Below are 25468 nucleotides of genomic sequence, written 5' to 3'. Positions count from 1 at the left end.
TTTTACAGGCGCCACTGAGTTTAGGAAAAATTAACCTTAAGCAGTGTAAATTACCGGCAAGAGTTTGTAAAAGTTATAGTATTTTTTGCGGGCACCGTCGAGATAAGCTTCATCAACCAGGATAGGCCAGAGGGTAATGGGCTGCGTTCTCAAAGCGCCTGACGTCGGAGAAATTCGTTGAACAAGATTTCGGATAACGGGTTAAACAGTAAGAAGATTTCCTCCGAGAATGTATCTTCCCAGGGGGGCGGCTATCCGCTGTCGTCGCGCGTTCTGTCGCGGATTTTCAATTTTCTCGATATTTTCTGGCTGTTTCTGGCGGGATATGTTTCCCACTATGTCGTGATCGGCAGCAGCCTGTTCGCCCATGAGAGTTATCTCTATGCCGTGGTTCTGGCGCTGATTGTCTTCTTCTTTCTCGGCCGCTATGCGGGGATTTCCTCCTTCTCGACGCTGCTGGCGCCGCTGACCAATATTCCAAATCTGGCGATCGTCTGTCTGACGACCTTCATGCTGCTGCTGGCCGTGGCCTTTTCGCTCAAGGTGTCGGACGAATATTCCCGCATCTGGCTCTACAGCTTCGGGCTGTCGTCGTTCGCCGTCATTGTCATCTACCGCCTCATCGCGTTTTTTATCATCAATTACCTTGCGGACCGCGGGATCTGCACGCGGAAAATCGTCGTGCTGGGCGGCGGCAAGCAGACGGAACAGCTGCTGCGCCAACTGGAAAATGAAAAGCCGACGGTGAACAAGGTGATCGGCATTTTCGATGACCGCATCGGCCGCGTCGGCCCGACGGTCGCCGGATATCCGCTCCTTGGCAATCTCGATGCGTTGATCAAGTTCGTGCGGAACAACCATGTCGATGACATCATTGTCGCCTTGCCCTGGAATGCCGACGAGCGGCAGCTGGAAATTGTCAGCCGCCTGCGCGAGCTTCCCGCCCATGTGCATCTGGTGTCCGATCTGGTCGGATTCCGGTTTCCCCATCGGCCGTCCCCCAACCATTTCGGCGGCCTGCCGATGATCGAGGTGGTGGACTCCCCCCTCTCCGGTTTCAAGATCGTCGTCAAGGCGCTCGAGGATCGCATCCTCGGTTCGCTGGCGCTGCTCCTCTTCTCGCCGCTGCTGCTTATCATCGCCATCGCCATCAAGATGGAAAGCAAGGGCCCCGTCCTGTTCAAGCAGAAGCGCTATGGCTACAACAACAAGATTTTCGAAATCTACAAGTTCCGCTCGATGTATCACGACGGTGAAGAGCGGGAGAAAACCGTGCAGGCGTCCAAGGACGATCCGCGCATCACCAGGGTCGGCAAATTCATCCGCCGGACGAGCCTTGACGAGCTGCCGCAGCTTTTCAATGTCGTCAACGGCACCATGTCCCTGGTCGGCCCGCGGCCCCATGCCATCGACCATAACGAGGAATATTCGGCGCTGATTGACGGCTATTTCGCCCGCCACAAGGTGAAGCCCGGCATTACCGGCTGGGCGCAGGTAAAGGGCTATCGCGGCGAGACGGACACGCTTGAAAAAATGGAGGCCCGCGTTAATTACGATACCTATTATGTCGAGAATTGGTCGTTGTTTTTCGATCTGCAGATACTCGTGATGACGGTGTTCGTCGGATTCATCAATAAAAACGCCTACTGACCGTATGAGCGCTTGACAACAAAGCCGTTGATGCGGACAAAGAGGATGTGATTTTGTATGGTTTTCCCTGTGGTATTATGCCCATGAATAATCTTCCTTCGGGCCGATACGGGTAGCGGGAAAAGTAAAATTTAGCGCAATGTTGCCAATTTATATCAGTTACCAACCATTCCTTAACTCTTTGAGCCTAAAAAGGCCTGTGGCATTTGTTGATCGGCTTGGATGGTTGTAAAATTCTAACCATAAATGCGGGCGGCAATGCGCCGCCGGAAATTTTCTTAGTCGATTGAATTGAACGAATTCGAGCAATAATATGAGCCAAGACTACACCTTACATGAAGAAGAGGCTTCGCCGATCAACATCGAGCGGATTATTTCGGCAGCGCGGCGGCGTTTCCTGTTCTTTCTGATCCCCTTTCTTCTGGTTCTGGCCGGAAGCTTTGCGGTTATCCTGGTCTTACCACCGCTTTATTCGTCCTGGGGCACCATTCTCGTCGAAACGCAGCAGATTTCTCCTGATCTGATCGAGTCAACCATCCAGACCGATCCGGATCAGCGCATCCGGGTGATTGAGCAGCGGGTGATGACGCGGGAAAACCTGCTCAAGATCATCGACAAATACAATGTGTATGGGGATGACCGGAAGTTTCTGACGGTAACGGATCTTGTCGGCAAGATGCAGGATGAAATCGGCATCGACGTCATTACCTCCTCCATGAGCGGTACCCGCCGGAGAGGGGATACGACGATTGCTTTTACGGTCGCCTTCAATCATGAAAATCCACAGATTGCGGCGGATGTCGCAAATGAACTTGTCACGCTTTTCCTGAGCGAGAATGTGCGGACACGAACTGAACGCGCCTCCGAGGCGACGGCCTTCCTCTCCGATGAGGCGGAAAAGGTCCGGCGCCAGTTGACGCAGGTTGAAAGCGAGATCGTTGCCTATAAACAGAAATACCGGGAGGCGCTTCCCGAACATCTTGGGCTGCGCCAGAGCATGCTGGACCGGTCCGAGCAGCAAATCCGCGATTTACGCCGCGATTTGCGGGCGCTTGAAGAAGACAAGCGGTATCTGCAGATCGAGCTGACATCGGCGCGGACGGGCCGCGTCGGCGGCGCCGGTGAGCAAACGGAACTGGCACGAAATCTCTCGAGCCTGAAGGATCAGCTGCTTGAGGCATCGACCCGCCTGACGGAATCGCATCCCAACGTCATTGCGCTGAAAAAGCGCATTGAAGCGCTTGAAAAGCAGGTTGAAGAGGAAGCGGCCGCCGCGCTCGCCGCCGCATCGCAGGATCAATCTGCGGCAAGCACCGCCTTCAATCCGCTCGTCGAGACGCTGCAGATACGGCTTGCCGCGGCAGATGACAAAATCGCGGAAACCCGCCGCCAGATCGCGACGATGACCAAGAAAATTGCCGATCTTGAGGCCATCATCCTCGAAATCCCGCAGGTCGAACGCGGCCTGACAGTCTTGAACCGGACCTATTCGGACCTTCTGGAGAAACTGAATTCGCTGGAATCCAAGCAGACACAGGCGCAGCTTTCGCAAAATCTCGAAGAAGAGAAAAAGGCGGAACGCTTTGTCATGCTGGAACCGCCGGTGGTGCCCACCGAGCCCGTTTCGCCGAACCGGACCAAAATCCTGGGTGTTGGCGGATTTGTCGCCTTCGCGCTTGGCGTTGCCTGCGTGTTCCTTGTCGAGCTTCTTGACAAGCGGATCCACAGCGCGTCGGAACTCGAAGCCGTTCTCAAGCATCCGCCGATTGTTTCCATTCCCTATATTCACACAAAGGATGAAACAATCCGCCATCGGCTGAAAGTTGTCGTGTATATGCTTATTCCAATATTGCTGATCGCCGGGTTGCTGGCGGCGGTGCATTATCTATACGAGCCGCTGGACGACCTTTTCTACCGGGTCTGGGTAGCCTTCGACAGGCTCATCGTCACACTTTAATAGGGGGTTCACGTGGAACGAATTAAAGAAGCAATCGCGAAGGCCAGAGAAAGCAAGACTGGCGGTTTGACCGATGCCCCCGGTGCGGCGCGAAAGGCCGTTAAGGGCGCGGATGTCATTGACGGACCGATTGTCTATAACCAGACCCGTGTCGTCGATCTCGACCTTGGGCATCTGGAAGAAAACCGGATCATCACGATCGATAATGAAGATCCCAATTCGATCAGTTTCGATATCCTGCGCACGCAGGTCCTGGCCAAGATGGAGGCGAACAACTGGCGGACCCTCGCCATTACCTCGCCGACGCCGGCCTGCGGCAAGACGGTGGTCGCCATCAACCTCGCGCTCAGTATCGCGAAGCAAACCGACTATACGGCCCTGCTTGTCGATTTCGACCTGCGCCGCCCACAGGTTGCCGCCTATCTCGGGCTGCCGAAGGATATCAGCTTCGCCGACTATCTCGATGGCAAGATCGAATTCAACGATACGCTGGTCAATCCCGGCATTCCGCGCTTCGTCGTGCTGCCGAACCGCCGGCCTGTCAAGAACTCCACGGAAATCCTGACGTCACGCAAGGTGAAGTCCGTCGTGGCGGATTTGCGCGACCGCTATGAGAAGCGCATCTGCATTTTCGATTTGCCACCCCTGAAATCAACGGACGACGCCATCGCCTTCCTGCCCCAGGTCGATTGCGTCCTGATGGTCGTGGCCAGCGGCGAAACAAAGCCCAGCGAAGTCAAGGACTGCCGCCGGCAGCTGCAATCGAGTAACCTCTTGGGTGTTGTTCTGAACAAATCAACGGAAGTCGCCAAAACATACTATTACTAGACCCAGACGGCGGATCCGAGGTTCCGGTCGCAAAATTGCCGCAATTGCCGCGTTGATATGGGAAAAGGAGCAGTAGCGAGAGGATGAATGGAACTGGCATTACAAAGGATTGACCGCACCCGACTGTTGCTGCCAGCCCTTCTGTGCCTGGTTCTGCTAATCTATATTCCCGACGGCCTGCTGCTGTGGCATGACTGGATGAATGTCGAGGAGTTCAGCCATGGACCCCTCATGCTTGTCGTCGCGCTGTATCTTCTCTGGGCTCGGCGGCCGCTGCTGCAGTCCCATGACAGGCGCGGCAACTGGGCCGGGCTCGTTTTCTGCATCCTTGCCGCGGCGGCCTATGCGCTGGCCATCAAGGCGGGGATCATCAATGTCCGCCATATCAGCCTGCTGCTGATGATCCTTGGGCTTTTCGTCGTTTTCGGCGGTGTGACCTACGGCCGTTATGTCCTCCCCTCCCTCGTCCTGCTTCCCTTCGTCGTGCCGCCCCCGGCATTTCTGAACGCCAATCTGACCTATGGCCTGCAACTGCTCTCGACGGATATGAGCGTCGGCCTGCTGCGCTTCGCCGGGCTGTCGGTGTTTCAGGACGGCAACATCATCGACATGGGAACCATCAAGCTCGCGGTTGTCGAGGCCTGTGCGGGCCTGCGCTATCTTTACCCGATGATCGGCCTTGGCGTCCTGCTGGCGATGCTGTTCGACATGCCGCTGTGGAAGCGGGGGCTCTTCGTCCTGCTCGCCGCCGTCGTTTCGGTCATTATGAACAGCGTGCGGATATTTCTCACCGGCGCGTTTGCCGAATGGACGGACACGGCCGTCTCCGACGGGTTCTTCCATCTGTTCGAAGGCTGGGTGTTTTTCCTGTTTTCCTTCGCGGTGATGCTGGCGATCTGTTATCTGACGCTGACGAAACGCGAGAAGGCGACGATTGGCGGCGGTGTTCTCAAGGTATCCGTCCCGGAAGAGCAGCGCGAGGAAAAGCCGTTGCGGCTGGGCCCCGTGATCGGTGCGATGCTGCTCTGCATTGTCCTTGTCCCGTCGATTTTGGCGCTGCGCAACATTCCGCCGGAAATTCCGGAGCGGCGGGCGTTCAACAGTTTCCCGCTCAAGATCAACGATATGATCGCCGAGGAGGATGTGCTGCCCGGGGTCGAACAGACGATCCTCAATATGAGCGATTATTTTCTTGGTCATTACCGCGACGGAAATGTTCCGCCCGTTACGTTATTCATTGGGTACTACGAGCAACAATCGGCCGGCAGCACCCCGCATTCACCGCGGGTCTGCATCCCGTCCGGCGGTTGGAAGATCGAGGACCTTTCCGAAATCACGATAACGGACGGAGAACGGCAGGTTCCGGTCAACCGCGTGCTGGTGACCCATGGCGAGGACAGGCTGCTTGTCTATTACTGGTTCAAGCAACGCGGAAAATATATTGCAAACGAGTATATTGCGAAGTTCAATCTGTTGTGGGGCGGTTTGTCATCGGCGCGGACCGACGGCGCACTCATCCGTCTCACCATGCCGATCGAAACGACGATGTCGGAGGTTCTGGCGGACCGGGAGCTTACCGGTTTCGCCCAGGAATTGTTCAAGGTTCTCCCGGCCTATGTGCCGGACTAGGCGGTTGGGTCAGAAGGGTTAGTCAGGTAAGTACAGGAAAATGTCTGAAAAAGAATCTGTAATCAAGATCGGGTTGTTCGGCGCCGCTCCCGACACCTATAATATGGGCGTCTCGGCTCTCTTCGCATCAACCGTCGAAGGCATTACCCGGCTGTTGCCGAATGCCCGTTTTTCCGTCTTCGATAACGAGCTTGGAAAAAGGACGAAAACCCATCATTTCTCGCAAGGCAACACGATCGATATCGACCATATCGGCATTCGCGCCGGCCACCGCTATTACCTGCAGGAAAATATCATTGCCATTTCCGTCGCCTCGCATCTTGGCGCCCTTGGCGGCCTGCTGAATTCGGTGATTCACGATATTGACCAGTTCGATGTGGTTCTTGATGTCTCCGGCGGCGACAGCTTCAGCGATATCTATGGCGTCAAACGTTTCATGAGTGTCGTCCGGCCCAAATTGATCACGCTCAAGCGGCATGTCCCGCTGATCCTGCTGCCGCAAACCTATGGCCCCTATTACGATCCGAAATTCAACGATATTGCGGTCAAGGCGGTGAAGGGCGCGGATATGGCCTGGGCCCGCGACCCGAACAGCTTCAAGATCCTGCAAAACATGCTGGGCGAGGAATTCGACGCGGACCGGCACAGAAGCGGGGTGGATATTGCCTTCGCCCTTGGCGCCAGAAACGCCGAGGAGCTGATCGATCCGGCGCTCCTGCAGACGATTTCCGAAACAGATACGAATTCGCCCCTCGTTGGCCTGAATGTCAGCGGCCTGATCTATAATGATCCCGATGCCGCCTATTCCCGATATCACTTCAAGGCGGATTACGGGCAGATCATCCTCGGGTTCTGTAACTGGCTGCTCGAGGAGACGGGCGCGCGGCTTGTCCTTATCCCGCATGTGATGAGCGGACGGCAATATACGGAGTCGGACTATGCGGCCTGCGAGAAAGTCGCGAAAACCCTCGAAGACAAATATCAGGGCCGCGTCTTCGTTTCGCCCGATACCCTTGATCAGAACCAGGTCAAATGGCTGATCTCGAAGATGGACTGGTTTTGCGGCACGAGAATGCATTCGACGATTGCGGCGCTGTCGCAGGGCATTCCGGCGGCCGCCATCGCCTACAGCGACAAGACCCGCGGCGTTTTTGACACCTGCGGTCAGGGCGGCGAGGTTTTCGATCCCCGCGAGCAGGACACGCAAGAGGTTATCGACGGCATGAAGGGGTCTTTCCTGAGGTGGAAGGAAATCAGGCAATCCCTTGAAAAAGCGCTCCCGGAAATCAAGGAGCGGACCAACAGCCAACTCTCCATTATTGCGAATACGATAAAAAATCTATCCAGCGCCCGCAGCCCTGAAAATAGAGAAAGTAACTAGATTGCGTCTACATGGCTTCATAAAAAGCGGGCTACTTCTTTCATCAGGCAGCGCGATAGGCGCAATTTGCACTTTTGCGCGCAACATCATCATCACCCGTTTGATCAGCGTCGAAGACTACGGTATCGCCGCGACCTTCGGCATCACCATGGCGTTGATACAAATGGCGACGGGCCTTGGTGTCGACAGGCTGATTATCCAGGCGGTTGATGGCAATGAACCCAAGCTGCAGGCGACGGCGCAAGCGTTTAACATCCTGCGCGGAATTTTTCTCGCCATAGTCCTCTATGCAGTGGCCAGCCCGGTTGCCCATCTGTTCAAATTACCGGAAGTCGTCTGGGCGTTTCAGTGGCTTGCCGTGCTGCCCCTTATCACCGGATTTGTCCATATGGATTCCGCCCGGTTTCAGCGGGCCATGCGGTTTGGCCCCCTCGCCATCATCGGCAGTGTGCCGCAGGTTATTACGCTGGCGGTCTCCGCGCCTCTTGCGCTTTATTTCGGCGACTACCGGGTGATGCTCTGGATCATTACCATTCAGGCGGTAACCACCGTCCTGCTGTCCTTTCTGCTGGCGGAGCGAAAGTTCAAGCTGGCGATGGACAAGGAATATCTGCACCGCATATTTACCTTCGGCTGGCCCCTGATGCTGAACGGATTACTGATGTTCGGCATTTTCCAGGCCGATCGCGGCATTGTCGGGATCGCCTATGATATGGAGAATCTGGGCTGGTTCAGCGCGGCATTCACGCTGACGCTGTTTCCGGCAATTGTTCTGATGAGTGCGGCGCAAAATCTCATGACGCCGATGATTGCCAAAACCCAGACGGATCCGGAACTGCTTGGGAAAAGCGCCGTGGCGTCAACCAAGGCGTTCTTTATTCTCGGAACATTAATGGCCGTCGGGCTGGCCCTTGGCGGCCCGTCCCTGTCGGTGGTGCTTTTCGGCGAAAAATACCTGGGCGGGGCCTATATCATCCCCTGGCTTGCCCTGATGCAGGGCATTCGGATGATCAAGGCGGGACCGACAACGGTTGCCGTCGCCTGCGGAAAGACGAAACTGCCGCTCTATTCGAATATGCTCAGAAGTACCGCGCTGCCCCTGGCGTTGTTCTCGGTCTGGAATGACTGGGGCGTGATCGGCATTGTCCTGAGCGGTGTTTTCGGCGAATTCCTGGCCGCTGTCTTCTTCATTTTCCTGATCCGGAAAGTGACGGGATTGCATCTTGCCTCTCTATACGGGACGATGATTATTTCTATCGCCCTGATGGCGGCGGCCATGATCTTGTCGCTGTACCTGGTGACGGGACTGAGCCCGGTTCTGGAGATTTCCGGCGCGGTGGCCTTCTCTCTGGTGGCGCTGGCCGTTTTGTTGCTGTTTGCCGCCGACCTGATTGCCTGGGTCAAGGAACATGGCAAGACGCCGCAGGCGACTTCGGGCAGCATTGAACAGTAAGTACGGGGAATTTTCTCTTTCGCCATCCAAACGAAACCGCCCGGGATAAACTTTGCGCTATTTTAAGGAAAGTTTTTGCGTCTCAGCGTTCATTTTATGCAAATTTAAACTCTTTTCATGTGAGTATCGACAGCGGTGAATTGATTAATATGCCGAATTTCGGTTCTATGGATCGGTGACGGCCGCAAGGGCGTCGATATGAACGGCCAATTGGAAATAACGGATAGAGAATGGGTTCAGCCGGCGGTCCGCCTGTCGGCGCGTCCAGAAATATAGGGATTTGAGTAGTGAGTAACCGTATCAAGGGAATAACGGACGTTGTCCGCAATCAACTTTGCACGGGATGCGGTGTTTGCGCCTTCATGGAGCCTGATCGGTTCAAAATGGCGGAGTCCCTGGACCTCGGACGGCGGCCTTTCCTCCGCGAAAATCCGGCCGATGAAACGGGGGCGGCGCTGAAATCCTGCCCCGGCGTCAATTTGAAACACGACTACAGCCTTGATACGCCGCATCTGAAAAAAGACATGGCGGCGGCCTGGGGGCCGGTGCTCGACGTTTGGGAAGGATATGCGTCCGATCCTGAAATTCGCGGCAGCGGGTCAAGCGGCGGCGCGGCGACGGCGCTTTCCACCTTTGCGATCGAGCAACAGGGATTCTCCGGCGTGCTGCACACGAATGCCCGCAAGGACTATCCCTACCTCAATGAAACGGTGATGAGCAAAAGCCGTGAGCAGCTGGCCGCGGCGACAGGATCGCGCTATGCGCCGGCCAGCCCCTGCGACGGTCTGGACCGTGTCGTCAAAGAAAGTGCTCCGGCCGCCTTCGTCGGCAAGCCCTGCGACGTTGCCGCCGTTCAAAAGGCGCGACTGATTGACCCGGAACTCGACAGGAAGATCGGCGTGACCATTGCTTTCTTTTGCGCCGGCACGCCGTCGACCAAAGGCACGCTGGACTTGCTGAAGAAGGCGGGCGTCGAGGATCCGTCACGGCTCAAAAACCTGCGGTATCGCGGAAACGGATGGCCGGGGATGTGGACGGCGATATATACCGATCACGACGGCGCGGAAAAGTCGGTGGAAATGACCTATGCGGACTCCTGGGGGTTCTTGCAGAAATACCGGCAATGGCGCTGTTATATCTGCCCGGACCATACCGGAGAATTCGCCGATATCGCCGTTGGCGATCCGTGGTATCGTGACATTGAAGAGGGGGAAACGGGAAAGTCGCTGATCGTTGCCAGAACCGGCAAGGGACGCGACTTTATTCTCGAGGCGGCAAAGGCGGGATATATCACGCTTGAAAATCATGACGCCTCGCTGTTTCCAAGATCGCAGCCGAACCTGCTCGGCACGAGAGGAAATGTCTGGGCGCGGCTTCATCTTCTCCGCCTTTTTGGCGCCGCCGTTCCCAAATATACCGGGTTCCGCATGGCGCGGTTCTGGTGGACAAATCTGACGAATTACGAGAAAGTGCAGTCAATTACCGGCACGGTCGTCAGAATTTTCAGGAAGCGCCTCAACAAACAGATAGAGGTTGAAAGCTGGACGCCTCCGGCGAAGGAAAAGAGCTAATGGTTGGCGTAACCGCATTTGTAACCGTATTTTTTGGGATAATGGCCCTTTGGGTGCGCCCCGGCGCGGCCGTCGGCATTCTCGTCTTTTCCATGCTGATCTGGCCGGAATATCTCCGGGTGCCGCTGGGACCGGCGGACATGTCCGCGCCGCGTCTTATCGCGCTGGCGCTGCTTGTTCGCTTCGTCGCCCAGGGCCGGAATATCCGGATAAATATCTGTTCCGTCGATTATCTCGTCTTCTTTCTGTGGCTGTGGTACGTCCTTTCGACATTTCTGGGCGGCGCAGGGTTCGACAAAACCACCGAGATGATCGGCTATGGTTTCGATACGGTCCTGATGTATTTCGTTGCCCGGCTGGGCATTCGCTCCATGCAGGATGTCGGATCAATGGTCTTTCCGTTGTTTGCCATTTCCGCCGTGATGCTTGTGATGGGCTGGCAGGAAGGCATTATGACGTCGTCACCCTATACCGGCCTTGATGCCTACAAGACCTGGTCCTGGATTCCCAAGGCGCCCGAATTCCGCCTTGGCATCATGCGGGCGAAGGTCAGTACGTCCGTGCATATCTTTTTCGGCATGGCGATGATGCTGATTGCCGGTATTGCCTGGGCCCTGCGCAGCAATCCGCGCAAGAAGAAGATGTGCACAATTACGATCATCCTGGCCATCGGGGCCGGCCTGTCCTCGATGTCAAGCGGACCCTGGCTTGCGATTATCACGCTGATCATCTGCAATCTGTATGTTCTTCGCCCGAGCATGATCAAGCCGACTCTTTATAGTTTGGTGGCGCTGGCGATATTCCTTGAGCTTGCGTCCAACCGGCATTTCTATCACCTGATCGACTATCTGGCGCTGAGCTCGGGTAATGCCTGGTATCGAACCAAGCTTCTTGAGGTCGCGGTGGCGCAGTGGCGCGATTACTGGCTCGTCGGGACCGGCGGCACGGACATCAACTATTGGGGCGGGCTGCTCGACGGGCGGCAGCATATCGACCTGGTGAACCATTTTGTGGTTGTTGCCGTTCAGGGCGGGATTCCGGCACTCCTGATGTATGTGTTCTCGCATGTGAATGCGGTCCGCTACGGGATAAAGGCGCGGAAAAAGTCGATGGATCCGTATCGCCGGAAACTCATATTTTACCTGACAAGCGCGCTTATCGCGGTGGACGTCTCCAGCATGTCGGTGGGACTGTTTGGGCCGCCGCTGCTGTTGACCAACATACTCCTCGGGATGCTGACCAGCGCAGGCGTTGCCTGGAACGAGGTGCCGGTAAAGGCGCGGCCCGGAACGGCGCCGAGACCGATACCGCAAGAGCAGGCCGGGGCGGTTTCCAACCCACCAGGTCTTTCAAAATCATAATTTCCGGACCGGGTTGGAACGGGCGGCAGGATCGCGGAAGAATGCGGTGTATGCAAGCCGACCGGCTCGACGAAAAAGAACTGGGATCAAAGGGTTAATATATCATCGTGGAACGTTTCGAGTTGAGCATCGTTATCCCGCATTTCAACGACCCCGCCGGTCTGGCGGCGTGTCTTGCGTCGCTGGATGCGCAAAGCTGCGACAAGGCCGAGTTTGAAGTGATCGTCTGCGACAACAATTCCCGCCAACCGGTTGAGGGGCTGGAAAAGTATAACCTGAACGCGCGTCTGGTGGTCGAAACGAAACGCGGGGCCGGGCCGGCGCGCAATGCGGGCGTTGAGATCGCACAGGGCCGGTTTCTTGCCTTTACCGACTGCGACTGCCTGATCGATCCGGATTTCGTGAAAAACGGCCTTCGGCGGATGAAAGAACAAGGCGAACGGAGCGTGATGGCGGGAGAGATCGTCATGTATCCCCGGCACGAACGGCCAAACAGCGTCGAGGCCTTCGATATCGTCTATTCAACGAACCAGGAAAATTACGCGAAGAAGAATGAAGCGGCGACGGGGAACCTCTGGACAAGCCTCGCGCTTTTCCGCGAAGTCGGTCCGTTTCGATCCGATGTCGCCGAAGATACGGACTGGTGTCACCGGGCCTTTGCGGCCGGCGCAACATTTCACTATGGCGGCGATTGCATCGTAAAGCATCCGGCGCGGGCGACATTCGACGAACTCAGGGCAAAATGGAAACGGCAATCCGCCATGACCTTCAATGTCCTGAAACAGAAGCCGGGGTTCAACGCGCGGTGGCTCGCGCTGTGTTTCGCGACCGCCGCCTCGGCGGTACCCCATAGTATCAAGGCGCTCAAGAACAAAAGGCTTGTCCGGATGTCCGATAAGCTGAAGGCGATTGTCGTGTTGTTCTGGTGCCGCCTTTTCCGTGCGCGGATTATGCTCGGGTTTCTCGCCAGCGGGCAGGACCATATAGATCCCAACAAACACTGGACGCGCGCGTGATGCGTCATGGCGCCCGCGCCCGCCGTCCTATCGCCGCAGGTATTTTTTAAGCATTTCCTTCAGGCCCGGCGGCATCGTCGCCGACAGTTCCTGCCGAACGAAAAGCAGTTTTCTAAGTCCCGCCGCCCGGTTGATCGGAATGGACAGAAGCTCCGGCCAAAGACGTTTCGCGATATCCTTGCACAGGCCGCCGTCGGCGCGATAGCGGTCGGAAAAAGACATCATTGTCTGAAATGTATCGACGCTGTTGAAGGGCGAAATAGACGGCAGGGGAATATCATGGCCGGTCATGGCGACTCCCGCCCAGCAGCCCAGGCGCAATTCGATATAGGCGAGGTCGTACACCCAGCAGGCGCTTCCTTTCGGAAGTCCCTCCAGCCATCGCCTTGCCTCGTCGTTCAGGATTTCCGTATTTTTAAATCCAAGCCTCTGCAATAAGATTTCCGGCGTTGGCGGGCTCTTGCCGATATCATCGGAGTTCCAGTAGAACGCGCGGGCAACCTCGCCCGCGGCGCCGGCAAGCGTAACCTCGCCCGCTTGCGCGACACCGCATTCGGTTGTCGATAATCCGATAACATGATCGTTCAGGCAATATCCCGTGCGCCACATCCAGTCGCGCCGCTCCGCCTCCGACACGGGCAGCAAATCGACGAATTCATGTTTCAGTTTGAACCTGTCCGAGAGTAGTCTGGCGAGCTGCTGGTCCAGCTTGCCGCCGCTTCCGCCCGTCCGGTAGGTTCTGAAATCGATATCGCGGATGCTTTCCCGGGCGGCGGAGAGCATCATGCGCGTATCCCATCCGCCGGTCAGATGCATGATTGTCGGCTGTGCCGCCGTGACGGTTTTTACTCTTCCGCTCAGGCTTTCGCATAATCTCTGCAACAGCGTTTCATCGCTTTCCCCGTGATGCTTGCGAAAGTCGTCCTCGTCTTCCAGGGGCCAGGTTCGCGTGGCGTCGAACGAGGCAAGATTGAGGGCGCGATTGGGAAGCAGCCGCCTTATTCCGGCATGGGCGGTCAGGCCGAAGGGATACCAGCCGCGCTCCGTCAAGAGATCGAGATCGGCGATCGTTGCCGGATCCCGGTTCTCGGCGGTCACCTCCGGTATCATGCAGGAGGAGGAGGCGATGATTTCCCGCGACTTGTCATACACGACCGGAAACAGGGCGCCGGCATCGGTCAACAGCGATGGATTTCCATCATATTCACAGAATACGACGAACCGGCCGCACAGGGAGTTGAAGGGATTACGGCTCCGCGAGGGCGCCGCCGCGATCTCAATTGCCGAGTCACTGCTGATAAATTCATCGTCCTTGATGAACCAGCCAAGCAGGAGCCCTAAAACCCGGCCATCCCCATCGCGGATTTCGGAAACAGGTAAACCGGGAGAGACCCAGATAGTCCAGTCCAAATAGGTCTTCGACCGGAAGCCGTCGGGCGGCGATAGCTTGGTACGCGCACAGATGAACTGTTTGTACACTCTGTTTCCTTCAATATTTTGCAGCGGGAAGGAATGATTACCCGTAAACAATAAATCTTTTATTATTACAACGCCGTCGGATTGTCGACCGCGACGTTGCCGGCCATTCCCGGGTTGCCATATCTTCCGGCGACCCTGGTTTCAGGGAAAGGCCAGCCGGCCCTGCCTAGGGCTTGGCGGTATAGCTCGGGCCGATGGGCTTTGCCTCCTTCCATCGGCTGAAATCATACTGCGGGAAAAGCTGGACCGGCAGCAATCCATAAATATTGTCGCCAATCGGCATATCGAGCTCCGGCCGCTTTTTCGAGAAATTCTCAATATCGTCAACGAACCCGTCATCGAGGTCGCTTTCGGGTTCCATACTCCAGCCGTATTTCGGCGATTGCGTCCAGGCCAGGGCCGTATAGATATTGTGCGACATCGTCCAGTCCGTCGCCGGCGGCTTCACGATCATCCCGTCAATAATATTGTTCTTGAAGGTCGTCCGCGGCTCATAACCGGAAATTTGCACGGCCTTGCCCACTTCATCTTCGGCGAAGATCAGATTGTGGAGATAGGTAACTTTGTCGAACTGGCTTCCCCAGCTGCGCACCGGACCAAGAATCACATTGTTGAGCAGCCACATATTGTTGGCTTCGTCGACATCGTCGGTTCCGTGATAGGTAAAGGCGAAGGGCACGTTTCGCAGAATGTTATCGGCGATGAGGATATTCCGGTTCTCCAGGTACACGGACATGCCGTTTCCGTGAATGCCGTAAATATTGGACAGCTGATTGCCCGAGATTTGCATGTTCTCGGTATTGATCAGGCGAATCCCGGTGCGCCCGATCCGGTCAATGACATTATCCCGCACGATGATATTGCGCGCCTCGTTAAACCGGATGCCCGAGCTTTTCTGAGAGTTGGCAATGACATTGTTGCTGATGACGGAATCGGCCGAATTATCAAGCTGGATGGCGCCAACGCCTTCCACCGACCGGAGATGGTCGATAGTGTTATCGCGAACGATGATATTGCGGACCGGGCTTTTCCCGTTGATAACGGCGGTTCCGCTCTGCCATCCGTCATGATCGCCGAAATAACGGCTGATATGAAATCCTTCGATGACGATGTTGCTGTTCCCATTCAGCGCAAATGCCGCCGGAAGGTCATTGACGCTGAGATCATTGCTCGTTGCCGCGTCGGCGCTTTCCGGCCAGAGGAGGATCACCCCGGTGTCATTATCGACAAAATATTCGCCCACCTGGTCGATGTCGGACGGGCGGTTGAACAGCGCATAATAGGAGTCCCGGTCGGTGTAGGGTTCATTGCCCGGCGGATCGAAATTGATGGTCCCGCTCGCCCGATCAATCCCCGTCACGTCCGTGAGCACGACCTGGTTCGGTTTCATCCAGAGCGCAATAATGGCGTTGCGCCAGTTTTCATCGGAGGTGTCGTCGAGGTCGGACCCGAGAATGAGCGAGCTTTCGGTCATTTCCGTGCCCCATCCGCCAACGGATTCATAATGTTCATAATCGTCGAACCAGAAGGGGTCGGGCTGGTTGGGTTCGCGGGACAGCCATATCCGTTTGCCGGACAGAAACATCGGCGTCAGCGGATTGACCTCCCCGTCGATGCGGGTTTTATAAAGCTTCTCCCAGTTCGAATTGCCGTAACAATCCTCCGCCGACTGGCAGGGCTTGAAATCGACGGCCAGTTTTTTCGCGCCGCTGATGATCGCCTGCGCCTCGCCCCATCCGTTTCCCTTGTAGGTTACGGGGTTTGATTGGGACCCTCCGGCGGAAAAGGTAATGCCGCCCAGATACTCAACGCCGCCCTTGAAATAGATGGTATCGCCGGGCTCCAGATCATACCGGCTCACATTGCCGCCGGCATTCGGGTCTCCCGGCGCATGCTTCCAGGGGGTTTCCCGGGTGAGGCCGTCATTTTCATCCTTGCCATTTTCGTAATCGACGAAAAGATCCTTGGCAAAGGCCGGGGACGTTGCTGTCATACCGAATAAAGCGAGCAAAATTATCAGATATCGCGTGCGCATTTTCCCTCCATCCCTTCGGCATCATGAGATGCCAGGATCATATTAGTTCAAAATGACCGGGCACCGCAAATTCGATCCCGCGGGGCATGTTCGGCGCGGTTAGTCCGCCACCTTCGACCATATATTGCGGCGCTGCCAGACGCTTTTCCAGACTTTGGCGGCGTCGCGTGATTTGGCGCGCCCGATCCAGCCTAAAAGCTGATGCGCAATGTATCGGGACAAGGGCCACAGGGTCATGAGTGTCATGGCAATGCCACGCGTCGCCGGCGGGAAATGTTTGTGGATGAGGGTCATTTTCGCCTTGATCAGGCGAACGAGCTTGTCGGACTGTATCGTTTCCGACGCGCCGCCATGATGGATGATCGTCGCCTCCGAGGTGACCATGGGCTTGGCGCCCGCCTTGGCCGCGCGGGCGCAGAGGTCCGCTTCCTCCGCATACATGAAGAAGGCCTTGTCGAAACCGTCCAGGCGGTTCCAGAAATCGCGGCGGATCAGGAAGAAACAGCCGGTAACGACATCGACCTCGCGGATACCCTCGCGGTCCCAGCCGCCCATGCCTTCGGGATTGAAAAAGCTGGACCTGCGGAACATCGACGAAAAACCAAGCGCCTGACTGGTCAGGCTCCACAGGGTCATGTTGGACCAGCAGGACGTCGGATTGAGGCTTTTATCCGCGAACAGGGTCCGTCCGCCCCAGATCCCGGCCTCCGGATAGGCGTCGGCGAAGGCCACCAGCTTGTCGATCGCGCCATCGAGCACTTCGGTGTCCGGATTGAGAAGCAGCAGGAAGTCCCCCGTCGCCTCCTTCGCCGCGAGATTGTTCGCGGCCGCAAACCCGAGATTTTCGTCAAGGCACATCACCGTCGCCTTGTCGGCATATTTCTCCTGGAGTGCTTCCGCCGAGCCGTCCGTCGAGGCGTTATCAATAACGATCATCTCGAACGGCGTGTCCCGGGTTTGGGCAAAGGCGGTGTCCAGCGCCTTCAGCGTCATCTCGCGCGTGTTATAGCTGATGACGATGATGGAAAGCTTGGGTGACTGCACCGGTTCAGGTTCCTGCTGCAACATAAGGCTCATAAACTAAAGATCCTAAAACTAACATATTCTCTGACGCGAAAAATCCATTTAACGTTCCGTAGGGCAAGACACGGCCGGTCGAGACCATCCCGCCAACGGAGAAATCAGTCCCGACTATTGCCGAATTTAATTAATATCTTGTTGCAATGGGAATTTTTGCATCCACTCTTGTCCATTTTATGGCCGGAGTTTTAAAAAAATTAACTAAATATCGAGATTCTGTTACCTATATTGATGCATGACATCGGGGATTGGAACTTAACCTATCAGGGAACGGAAATGCTAGCAGTTGTTGGTCTTGGCCTAGCGATCGTCGCGGCGGCGGGACTTTGGATAATACTTCCCTATCTTTACCGGATGAGGAAGGTGAAGCAGCTGGAGCGGCTCTGTCGCGCCACCAATACCCTTGTCTTGACATATGACGACGGGCCGAGCACGAATTTCACGTCGGAACTTCTCGATCTGCTTGCGGAATATGACGCCCCCGCCACGTTTTTTGCGCTGGGGGTTCAGGTGGATAATAATTCGAACGTCGTGCCGCAGATCGTCGCGAAAGGCCATGAGGTCGGAAGTCATTCCTATGCCCATCTGAATGCCTGGAAACGGATGCCCTGGAAAGTGGCGGCCGATATCGAGGCGGGGTTTGCCAGCCTTCGCCGCCAGAATGTTCCGATCGAATATTTCCGCCCGCCGAACGGCAAAATCACTCTGGCAACGCTCCTCCAGACCCTGTTCAAGGGGCGGAAAATGGCGTGGTGGACCATTGATTCAACCGATACCAAACCACAAACCATACCGGTGGACGAACTGGCCGAGACTGTCAAGAACGCCGGTGGAGGGGTCATTCTCCTCCATGATTTTGAGAGAAAAACCGACAAGGAGCGCAACCGCTTCGTGCTGGACGCGACGCGCAAGCTGCTTGAGATGGCGAAGGCGGAAAACTATTCCGTCCGCACCTTTGGCCAGCTTATGCGGGATGCCTGAGTCATAGTAAGTAAAGAGATCGATTGCCCATGCCAAAAAAACCAAAGATTCTTGCGATATCTTCAGCCGGTGGCCATTGGGTGCAACTGCAACGGCTACGCGTCGCCTGGGATGATTGCGATGCGGTCTATGTCACGACGAAGGAAGGCTATCGCGAAGACCTGATTGCCGATGCCGCCCGGCGCGGACAGTCCGAACCCCGCTTCTACCGTGTCGTGGACGCCAATCGCTGGCAGAAATTCCGGCTGCTGCGGCAGCTGCTCGGGATTGTCCTCATCCTTCTTCGCGAGCGGCCGGATGTGATCATTTCGACCGGCGCGGCGGCGGGCTTTTTTGCCCTGAAACTCGGCAAGATGATGGGTGCGCGCACGATCTGGATCGACAGCATCGCCAACGCCGGCACCCTGTCCCTGTCGGGCCAGAAAGCCGGGGGCTGCGCCGATCTCTGGCTGACGCAATGGGAGCATCTTGCAGGCGGCGCCGGCAAACGGGCGCCGGAATTCAAGGGGTCTGTCGTATGATTTTCGTAACCGTTGGCCATGAACTGCGTTTTGACCGCCTGATCGAGGGACTTGACGACTGGTCCCTCGCGACGGGCTATCAGGATATTTTCGCGCAGGTCGCCGAGCTCGGCGACGACGGGTACCGCCCGAAAAACTTCAAATGGCAGAGCTTTCTCGATCCCGACAGCTTCAAAAGCAACTTCGATCAGGCCGACCTGATCGTTGCCCATGCCGGGATGGGGACGATTATCACGGCGCTTACCCTCAAGAAGCCGTTGCTGATCATGCCGCGCAAGGGGTCGTTGAAGGAAACCCGGAACGATCACCAGATCGCGACGGCGGAACAATTCTCGCGGCGCACCGGCATTTATGTGGCGAAGGACGAAACGGAACTCGGCGCAACCCTCGATCATCTGATCGCCAATCCGCCCCCGAAAATCAACGAGGCCGCCAGCCAGTTCGCCGAGCCGCAGTTGATTCAGGCCATCCGCAGCTTCATATATAATGGGAAACCGCAAGAGTTGACATAAACGGAGCGATTTCGAGGCGCGAATTTAAGCATATCTTGAGAAATCAGGCCTATTCTTGTCCAATCCGGCGGCCGGGACCTTCGTTCGTTGGTTTTGCGTTTGTCCGGATTTGATGTTATGTGCACCAAGGCGCTGATTTAGCGCGAAGAATACGGCAATTGGTTATATATATCCTATTTGCGGGAAACGAAGTTAGTTAATACAATCGGGACGGAAAGCTTGATCAATGACCCTTGGAAGTGCCTACGCGTTTTTTAAATCACGGCTGGTGAACAGCATCGCGCTTGCGGTTATCCTTATGACGCTTGCAGCATGCGACACGCCGGAGGAGAAAGCGCAGGCCCATTACGAAGCGGGCATGGCGTTCATCGAGCAGGGCAACTACGTCAAGGCGGGCATCGAGTTTCGCAATGCCTTGCAGCTCAGGGAAAATTTCGCAGACGGCTGGTACGGACTCGCACTCGTCGAGGAGCATGAGGGGAACTGGCGCAAATATGCGGGCGACATCCTCAAGGCGATCGAGATCGATCCCAAGCATCTGAAGGCGCAGGTGCGATACGGCAAGATCATGCTGTTGTCCGGGCGTCTGGAAGATGCACTGGAAACCAGCGACCATGTTAACGAGATCGCCCCGAAACATCCCGAGGCGCTGGCGCTCAAATCTGCCGTGATGTTCCGTCTTGGCGACAAATCCGGCGCGATTGCCGCGGCGGAAGAGGCGCTTGCCGTCGATCCGTCCAACATCGACGCCATCCTGATCCTCGCCGCCGAGAAGCTCTCAACCGGCGGGGCCGCGGAGGCTGTGACCATTCTGGATGAGGGGCTTTCGCACACGGCGGGAAATTCCCAGCTCCAGGTCGTGAAAATCCGGGCGCTTGAAAGCCTCGGGCGGAATGACGAGGCTGTCGCCGTCTTCAAGGAACTCATCAGGGATAACCCGGACAACCACGCCTTTCGCAAAAGCCTTGTCCGCTTCTATTTGAAGAACGGGAAGGAAGTCGAAGCGGAAGAGGAAATCCGCAAGATCGCCACGGATAATCCCGAAGACGTTGCGGCCAATCTTGACGTTGTCCGTTTCGTTAAATCGGTGAAGGGCGATGACGCCGCGGCGGCGGAACTGGAACAGCTCATCGAGCAGCATCCGGATGTGGTTGACTATCGCTTTGCGCTCGCGACCCTTGCGCAGGCCGCCAATGATGACGAACGGGCGATGGTTATCCTGGGCTCCATCATCGACCGGGCGAGAACCGTCGAGGATGAAATCGCGGCGCGCAACAAGCTGGCGCAACTTCATTTCGCCAAAGGGGAATTCAGCGAGGCGTGGGAATTATCGGAGGATGTCCTCGATATCGACTCGACCAGCAGTGACGCGCTTATCCTCATCGGCGCCATGCAGATTGACCAGGGCAAGATCGATGCGGCGATTTCGAACCTGCGCTCCTCCATGCGCCAGCAGCCGGAATCCGTGCGTGCGGCGCTCCTGCTGGCGAAGGCCCATGAAATCAATGGCAGCCTGGAACTTGCCGAAGACCGTTTTTCGGCGGCCTACCGGTTCAGCAAGCAGCAGCCGCAGGTCGGACTTGTTTACGCGCAGTTTTTCATCCGCCATGGCGAACTTCAGCGGGCGGAGCGCCTGCTCGAGAAGATGGCGCAAAACGCGCCCGGGCAAACCGACGTTCTTAAAATGCTGGCCGAGGTCAAGCTGAGAAAGCAGGACTGGGTCGCCGCCGAAAATCTTGCGGAGCAAATCCGGGCGCTGGATAAAATGGACTCCGCCGCCTATCAGATCAGCGGCGCGGCACTGGCCGGCCTGCAAAATCTCGATGAAAGCCGGGATGCCTTCGAGAAGGCTTACGAGGTCACGCCCGAAGCGGGCCAGGCCATGAAGGCGCTGGTGGAGGCCTATCTCCGGGACGGCGATGTCGAGAAGGCGGCCACATTTCTGGAAAGCGTTCTGGAAAGAAGCCAGAATAACTATCTTGCCCGAACCCTGCTTGCGAATATCGAATTTCAGAAAAAGAATCCCGAAGCGGCGGAAAAGCTGATCCGCGACGCCATCGCCGGTGACCCGAAGGAAGAATCCGGTTACGTCATGCTGGCGCGCTATTATATGGCGACGGGCCGGCAGGAGGATGCGAAAGCCATTCTGAAACAGGGGCTTGAGGTTTCCCCGAACGGATTTCTCCTGAATATGACCGAGGCGGGCCTGCTGGAGTCGGAGGGCGCCTACAGGGACGCCATCAATATTTACGAAAAGCTGCTGGAGGAGCGGCCGAATTCGGAAATTGTCGCCAACAACCTCGCGAGCCTGATCGCCGAGGACTCCGATGAGGAGCGGGACCTGCGGCGTGCCTATACGCTGGCCAAGCGATTCCGCAATTCGAAGGTGCCGTATTTCCTCGATACCCTTGGCTGGATACATTACCGGCTTGGCGAATATGACCAGGCGATACCGCTTCTGCGCAAGGCAGTCGAGAATGAGCCGAAGGCCGCAATTCTGCGCTATCATCTGGGGATGGCCTACAAGGCGGAAAACAACCGCGATAAAGCCATTCGCGAGCTGGAGCAGGCCGTGACGCTTGGCAGGACGCAGCATTTCGCGCAAACTGAGGCGGCGGAAAAAGCGCTGGCGGACGTCAAGGCCTTGCCGAAAACGAATTAGAAGAATGACGCGTATTTTATTTTAATCAATCCGGATTGACGGGTGAAAGCAGACATAGATGTATAGAGAATTTTACGGACTGACGCAGAAGCCATTTTCTATTCTCCCCGATCCCCATTACCTGTATTGGGGCCACAGCCATTCGCTCGCCTATTCAATGCTGGAATATGGCGTCATGAACCGCGCCGGATTTACCGTCGTTACCGGCGAAATCGGCTGCGGCAAGACTACGCTTATCCGCCATCTTCTCGACCGGCTGGACGAGGAATTCACCGTTGGCCTGGTTTCCAACATCCAGGACGGGGATCTGCTGCAATGGGTTCTCATGGCCTTTGGCCAGCCCTATGAAGGCAAGTCCCACGTCGGGCTGCATGACGAGTTGCAGCAGTTTCTGATCCGTGAATATGCGGAAGGCCGCCGGACGATCCTGATTGTCGACGAAGCCCAGAATCTCGGCCCGAAATTGCTGGAGCAGTTGCGGCTGTTGTCGAATATCAATGCCGACAATGACCAGCTTCTGCAATTAATTCTGGTCGGCCAGCCGCAGCTGAAAGGGCTCCTGCAGGCGCCGGAGCTGGTCCAGTTCGCCCAGCGAATTGCCTCTGATTTTCACCTGGCGCCGCTGACCGCCGAGGATATCGACGCCTATATCAAGCACCGGCTTCACATCGCCGGTCGGGATTTGCCGCTGTTCACGATGGAGGCGTGCGAAAAGCTGTTTGAAGCGAGCCGCGGCATCCCCCGCATTATCAATATTCTTTGCGATACCTGCCTGGTTTACGGCTTTGCGCGCATGGCGCCGGAAATCGACGGCACCATCGTTGATGAAGTGATCCGGGACAAGCGCACGCACGGCATTTTCGATGTCGGCGCGCCCAAAGGGGTTGAGGAAACCCGCCGCCTTCCCGTGCAGACGAAGGAAGAGGCGGAGGAGGAGCAACCCGCCCTCGTCATTCATGACAAGGAACTTGCCAAGCTTATCTTCAAGAAGCTGCGGTCACACGGCTAGACGCAGAAACGCCCGGAACTCCGGTTCGGGAAAAGTCCGACAGGATCGTCCGGGCGCTGCGTAGGCGGTTAAAATTCTTTTCTGAGCGTTACTGAAATCGTATTTTCCCGAAAGCTGTCAGAACTGGTTTCGGCATCGCTGTTATAATGGCCATAGGCCACCCCGCCAATAAGGGTCGGGGTAAACTGATAACGGATGCCGGTCTCGCCGTAGAAGGTCTGTTCCCTGCCACCGGTAACCTGGGAATCAATAACTTCCGAATAGCCGCCCATCAGCGACCATTCAAGCCTTCTTGACAGTTGCCGCGTATAGCTGCCGTCAAAGGAGACGACATCCTCATCCGTGCCATCGTCGAGGAACCGGCGCATGACATAGCTGGCCGACGCGGAATAGATGTTTCTTCCCTTCTCGCCGGCCAGACCCATGGAAAAGGCCTTGGTTTTTGTAATGCCATCAGCATAACCGCCCGAAAAATAGTTCGGGTTCACGAGGCGGCCATTTTCGTCCAGATTGCTCGTATTGGCGAAGGCGGAGCCGGAACCCGCGACGTCGACATGATAGCCCGCGAAGAAACTTGCTTCGCTGGAAATCAGGTATGTCAGGTCTGCGTCAACAATGCCGCCGCCGAAACGGTGACCGACCTGAATGCTGAAATCGGTCCGCGGTCCCGGGGTGAGGCGCACGCCCCCGCTGTAGAACTCGCCGCTGATCGCGCTGTTGTCGATATTCTCACCGTCGAACTCATCCCAACCCGCCGAGGCGAGCAGCGCGACATAGCGGTTGATCGGCATCTGGCCGGAGCCCTTGAACGTTGCCCGCTTGAGATCGTCGCCGTTTTTCACCTGGTTGTCATAGGCAAACGCCTCTGCCGCCCATTTCGTCCTGGAAAATTCCCGGCCGCTCAGCAGGCTGAGGTCAACCCGATTGGTGCGGGTATCCGACGGTTCCGTTGATGCGATGTCCGAATTCGTATCGGTGAAGTCGACCATGCTGTAGGTATAGCGCGCAATCCCCGTGGCGTAGCCACCGAAATCATGCTGATAGTAGGGGCTGATGCGGGTATTGAGAACCCGCGTGCTGTCGCCCGACGTGGTCCGGTCGGAAAAAGCGGTTGATCCGTCGCTGGAATACCGCTCTTCCGTCAGGGCGATGTCCGTGTCCAGGAACAGATGCTCGGAGACAAATTCCACCTTGCTGGAGGCCAGCAGATTGTGGTTGAACCCGTTCAGTTCCGAATACCGCGAATAGATATCGTACCCGAGATCATACGCGGCAGTCAGTTGCAGGCGTCGACCGACGCCTGTCACTTCAAAGCCAGTGTTCAGACGCGTAATAAAATCGTCTTTCCGGTCGCTGGCATCTCCGAAGGCGTTGTCTGTGTAAATTTCGTCCACGCCGATATATGGATTGAACATCCATTCCGCGGCAAGGGCGTTTCCGGACATTGCCAGAACTCCTCCGGCAACGGCACATCCGATTGCCAGAGAAGTCCGTGACTTCTTCCTTCTGAAAACGAGCTGGTTTGCATTTAGCACAATGCGACTACCTTCTAATTGATTCCACCCTCAGTACGCACGGCAATCCGCTTGCCGCAACTCCTCCTAGAACCAGCTTTGCGGAATGATCAGGATATCGCCCGGAAGCAGCGGAACATTGGCCGACACGTCGCCATCGATGATCAGGTCGTCAAGACGGACATTGTAGGACTTCTTTTCGCCGCCTTCATTGCGGACAATAACGGCGCGGTTACCGGCCGCGAATTCTGTCATACCGCCAACGGCGATAATCGCATCAAGAACCGTCATTTCGTTGCGGTACGGAATTGCCTTCGGCTCTGCGGCCTGGCCGACAATGCGGATCTGCTGGTCATAGGGACCGTTGAAGGTCTTGACCGTTACGGTTACGAGCGGATCCTTGACATATTTGGACAGGACTTTCTCGATATCACGTGCAAGGACCTGCGACGTTTTCGACGCGGCCATCATGTCATCAACCAGTGGCGTTGAAATTCGGCCGTCGGGGCGCACCGGGACAGTGACCGAAAGATCCGGGTTCTGCCATACGAAAACATCAAGCTCGTCCTGCGGGCCGATAACATACTGGGGCGCCTGTGAGAGCGATGCCGGTGCAAGCGTTGCCGCCTCGTTTTTCGCGGCACATGCAGAAACAAACAGTGCCAGTGAAATCAAGATTGTCCGGGTGGCTGCGGACTTGATCTTTTGAAGTGTAAACACGTAAGTGCCTCCCCCTTGGTCTAAATAATTCTGACATGCCTATCAGAAACGGTTAAAATCATTTATTGAAGCCTTGTAACACAGCATATCCGCTATTTCTAAGGGTAAC

At 56.3% G+C, this 25468-nt stretch carries 19 protein-coding genes; 14 read left to right on the top strand and 5 right to left on the bottom strand.

The window, feature by feature from the left end:
• Positions 1–177 precede the first annotated feature (177 nt).
• From GQF03_RS16760 to GQF03_RS16720, 9 genes are all read left to right on the top strand, one after another.
• On the top strand, positions 178–1650 hold the full coding sequence (locus GQF03_RS16760; RefSeq protein ID WP_161340452.1) for an undecaprenyl-phosphate glucose phosphotransferase: 1473 nt from the start codon (positions 178–180) through the stop codon (positions 1648–1650).
• Between the two features lie 313 nt (positions 1651–1963).
• On the top strand, positions 1964–3607 hold the full coding sequence (locus GQF03_RS16755; RefSeq protein WP_161340451.1) for a lipopolysaccharide biosynthesis protein: 1644 nt from the start codon (positions 1964–1966) through the stop codon (positions 3605–3607).
• A 12-nt stretch (positions 3608–3619) separates the two neighbouring features.
• Complete coding sequence (locus tag GQF03_RS16750; protein WP_161340450.1) at positions 3620–4435, top strand: P-loop NTPase family protein; 816 nt, start codon at positions 3620–3622, stop codon at positions 4433–4435.
• Between the two features lie 87 nt (positions 4436–4522).
• Positions 4523–6064 (top strand): VPLPA-CTERM-specific exosortase XrtD, encoded by a 1542-nt coding sequence (xrtD, locus tag GQF03_RS16745; protein WP_161340449.1) that lies wholly within the window; start codon positions 4523–4525, stop codon positions 6062–6064.
• Between the two features lie 40 nt (positions 6065–6104).
• A complete protein-coding gene (locus GQF03_RS16740) occupies positions 6105–7445 on the top strand; it encodes a polysaccharide pyruvyl transferase family protein (RefSeq protein WP_161340448.1) in 1341 nt (446 codons plus the stop codon).
• 1 nt (position 7446) lies between these two features.
• Positions 7447–8898 (top strand): oligosaccharide flippase family protein, encoded by a 1452-nt coding sequence (locus GQF03_RS16735; RefSeq protein ID WP_240958594.1) that lies wholly within the window; start codon positions 7447–7449, stop codon positions 8896–8898.
• 287 nt (positions 8899–9185) lie between these two features.
• Positions 9186–10469 (top strand): Coenzyme F420 hydrogenase/dehydrogenase, beta subunit C-terminal domain, encoded by a 1284-nt coding sequence (locus tag GQF03_RS16730; protein ID WP_206375910.1) that lies wholly within the window; start codon positions 9186–9188, stop codon positions 10467–10469.
• Positions 10469–11830, top strand: a complete 1362-nt coding sequence (locus tag GQF03_RS16725; RefSeq protein ID WP_161340446.1) for an O-antigen ligase family protein — start codon at positions 10469–10471, stop codon at positions 11828–11830. The genes GQF03_RS16730 and GQF03_RS16725 overlap by 1 nt, the downstream gene beginning before the upstream one ends.
• Positions 11831–11937: 107 nt before the next feature.
• Entirely contained in the window at positions 11938–12846 is a 909-nt protein-coding gene (locus tag GQF03_RS16720; RefSeq protein WP_161340445.1) for a glycosyltransferase, read from the top strand.
• 27 nt (positions 12847–12873) lie between these two features.
• On the opposite strand, the gene GQF03_RS16715 is transcribed toward GQF03_RS16720, so the two are convergent.
• The 3 genes from GQF03_RS16715 to GQF03_RS16705 form a co-directional block, all read right to left on the bottom strand.
• Positions 12874–14325, bottom strand: coding sequence for a hypothetical protein (locus tag GQF03_RS16715; RefSeq protein ID WP_161340444.1), 1452 nt, complete (start codon positions 14323–14325; stop codon positions 12874–12876).
• A gap of 166 nt (positions 14326–14491) precedes the next feature.
• Positions 14492–16360, bottom strand: coding sequence for a right-handed parallel beta-helix repeat-containing protein (locus GQF03_RS16710; protein ID WP_161340443.1), 1869 nt, complete (start codon positions 16358–16360; stop codon positions 14492–14494).
• Positions 16361–16459: 99 nt separating this feature from the next.
• Complete coding sequence (locus tag GQF03_RS16705) at positions 16460–17437, bottom strand: glycosyltransferase family 2 protein (RefSeq protein ID WP_206375911.1); 978 nt, start codon at positions 17435–17437, stop codon at positions 16460–16462.
• 279 nt (positions 17438–17716) lie between these two features.
• On the opposite strand from GQF03_RS16705, the gene GQF03_RS16700 reads away from it, so the two are divergent.
• The 5 genes from GQF03_RS16700 to GQF03_RS16680 all read left to right on the top strand — a co-directional run bounded on the left by GQF03_RS16700 (position 17717) and on the right by GQF03_RS16680 (position 23125).
• On the top strand, positions 17717–18421 hold the full coding sequence (locus GQF03_RS16700; RefSeq protein WP_161340442.1) for a polysaccharide deacetylase family protein: 705 nt from the start codon (positions 17717–17719) through the stop codon (positions 18419–18421).
• Positions 18422–18450: 29 nt separating this feature from the next.
• Entirely contained in the window at positions 18451–18942 is a 492-nt protein-coding gene (locus tag GQF03_RS16695; protein ID WP_161340441.1) for a glycosyltransferase family protein, read from the top strand.
• A complete protein-coding gene (locus tag GQF03_RS16690; protein WP_161340440.1) occupies positions 18939–19454 on the top strand; it encodes a glycosyltransferase in 516 nt (171 codons plus the stop codon). Before GQF03_RS16695 ends, GQF03_RS16690 begins: the two co-directional genes overlap by 4 nt.
• A gap of 226 nt (positions 19455–19680) precedes the next feature.
• Positions 19681–22116, top strand: coding sequence for a tetratricopeptide repeat protein (locus tag GQF03_RS16685; protein WP_161340439.1), 2436 nt, complete (start codon positions 19681–19683; stop codon positions 22114–22116).
• A 58-nt stretch (positions 22117–22174) separates the two neighbouring features.
• Positions 22175–23125, top strand: a complete 951-nt coding sequence (locus GQF03_RS16680) for an ExeA family protein (protein WP_161340438.1) — start codon at positions 22175–22177, stop codon at positions 23123–23125.
• A gap of 68 nt (positions 23126–23193) precedes the next feature.
• On the opposite strand, the gene GQF03_RS16675 is transcribed toward GQF03_RS16680, so the two are convergent.
• Positions 23194–24570, bottom strand: a complete 1377-nt coding sequence (locus GQF03_RS16675) for a TIGR03016 family PEP-CTERM system-associated outer membrane protein (RefSeq protein WP_161340437.1) — start codon at positions 24568–24570, stop codon at positions 23194–23196.
• 156 nt (positions 24571–24726) lie between these two features.
• Positions 24727–25359 (bottom strand): XrtA/PEP-CTERM system exopolysaccharide export protein, encoded by a 633-nt coding sequence (locus GQF03_RS16670; RefSeq protein WP_206375912.1) that lies wholly within the window; start codon positions 25357–25359, stop codon positions 24727–24729.
• Positions 25360–25468 lie beyond the last annotated feature (109 nt).

This window comes from Sneathiella chungangensis, from assembly GCF_009882935.1.
Lineage (GTDB): Bacteria > Pseudomonadota > Alphaproteobacteria > Sneathiellales > Sneathiellaceae > Sneathiella > Sneathiella chungangensis.
Note: the sequence above shows the minus strand (reverse complement) of the source record. Positions and strands in the feature narration are given on the sequence as shown.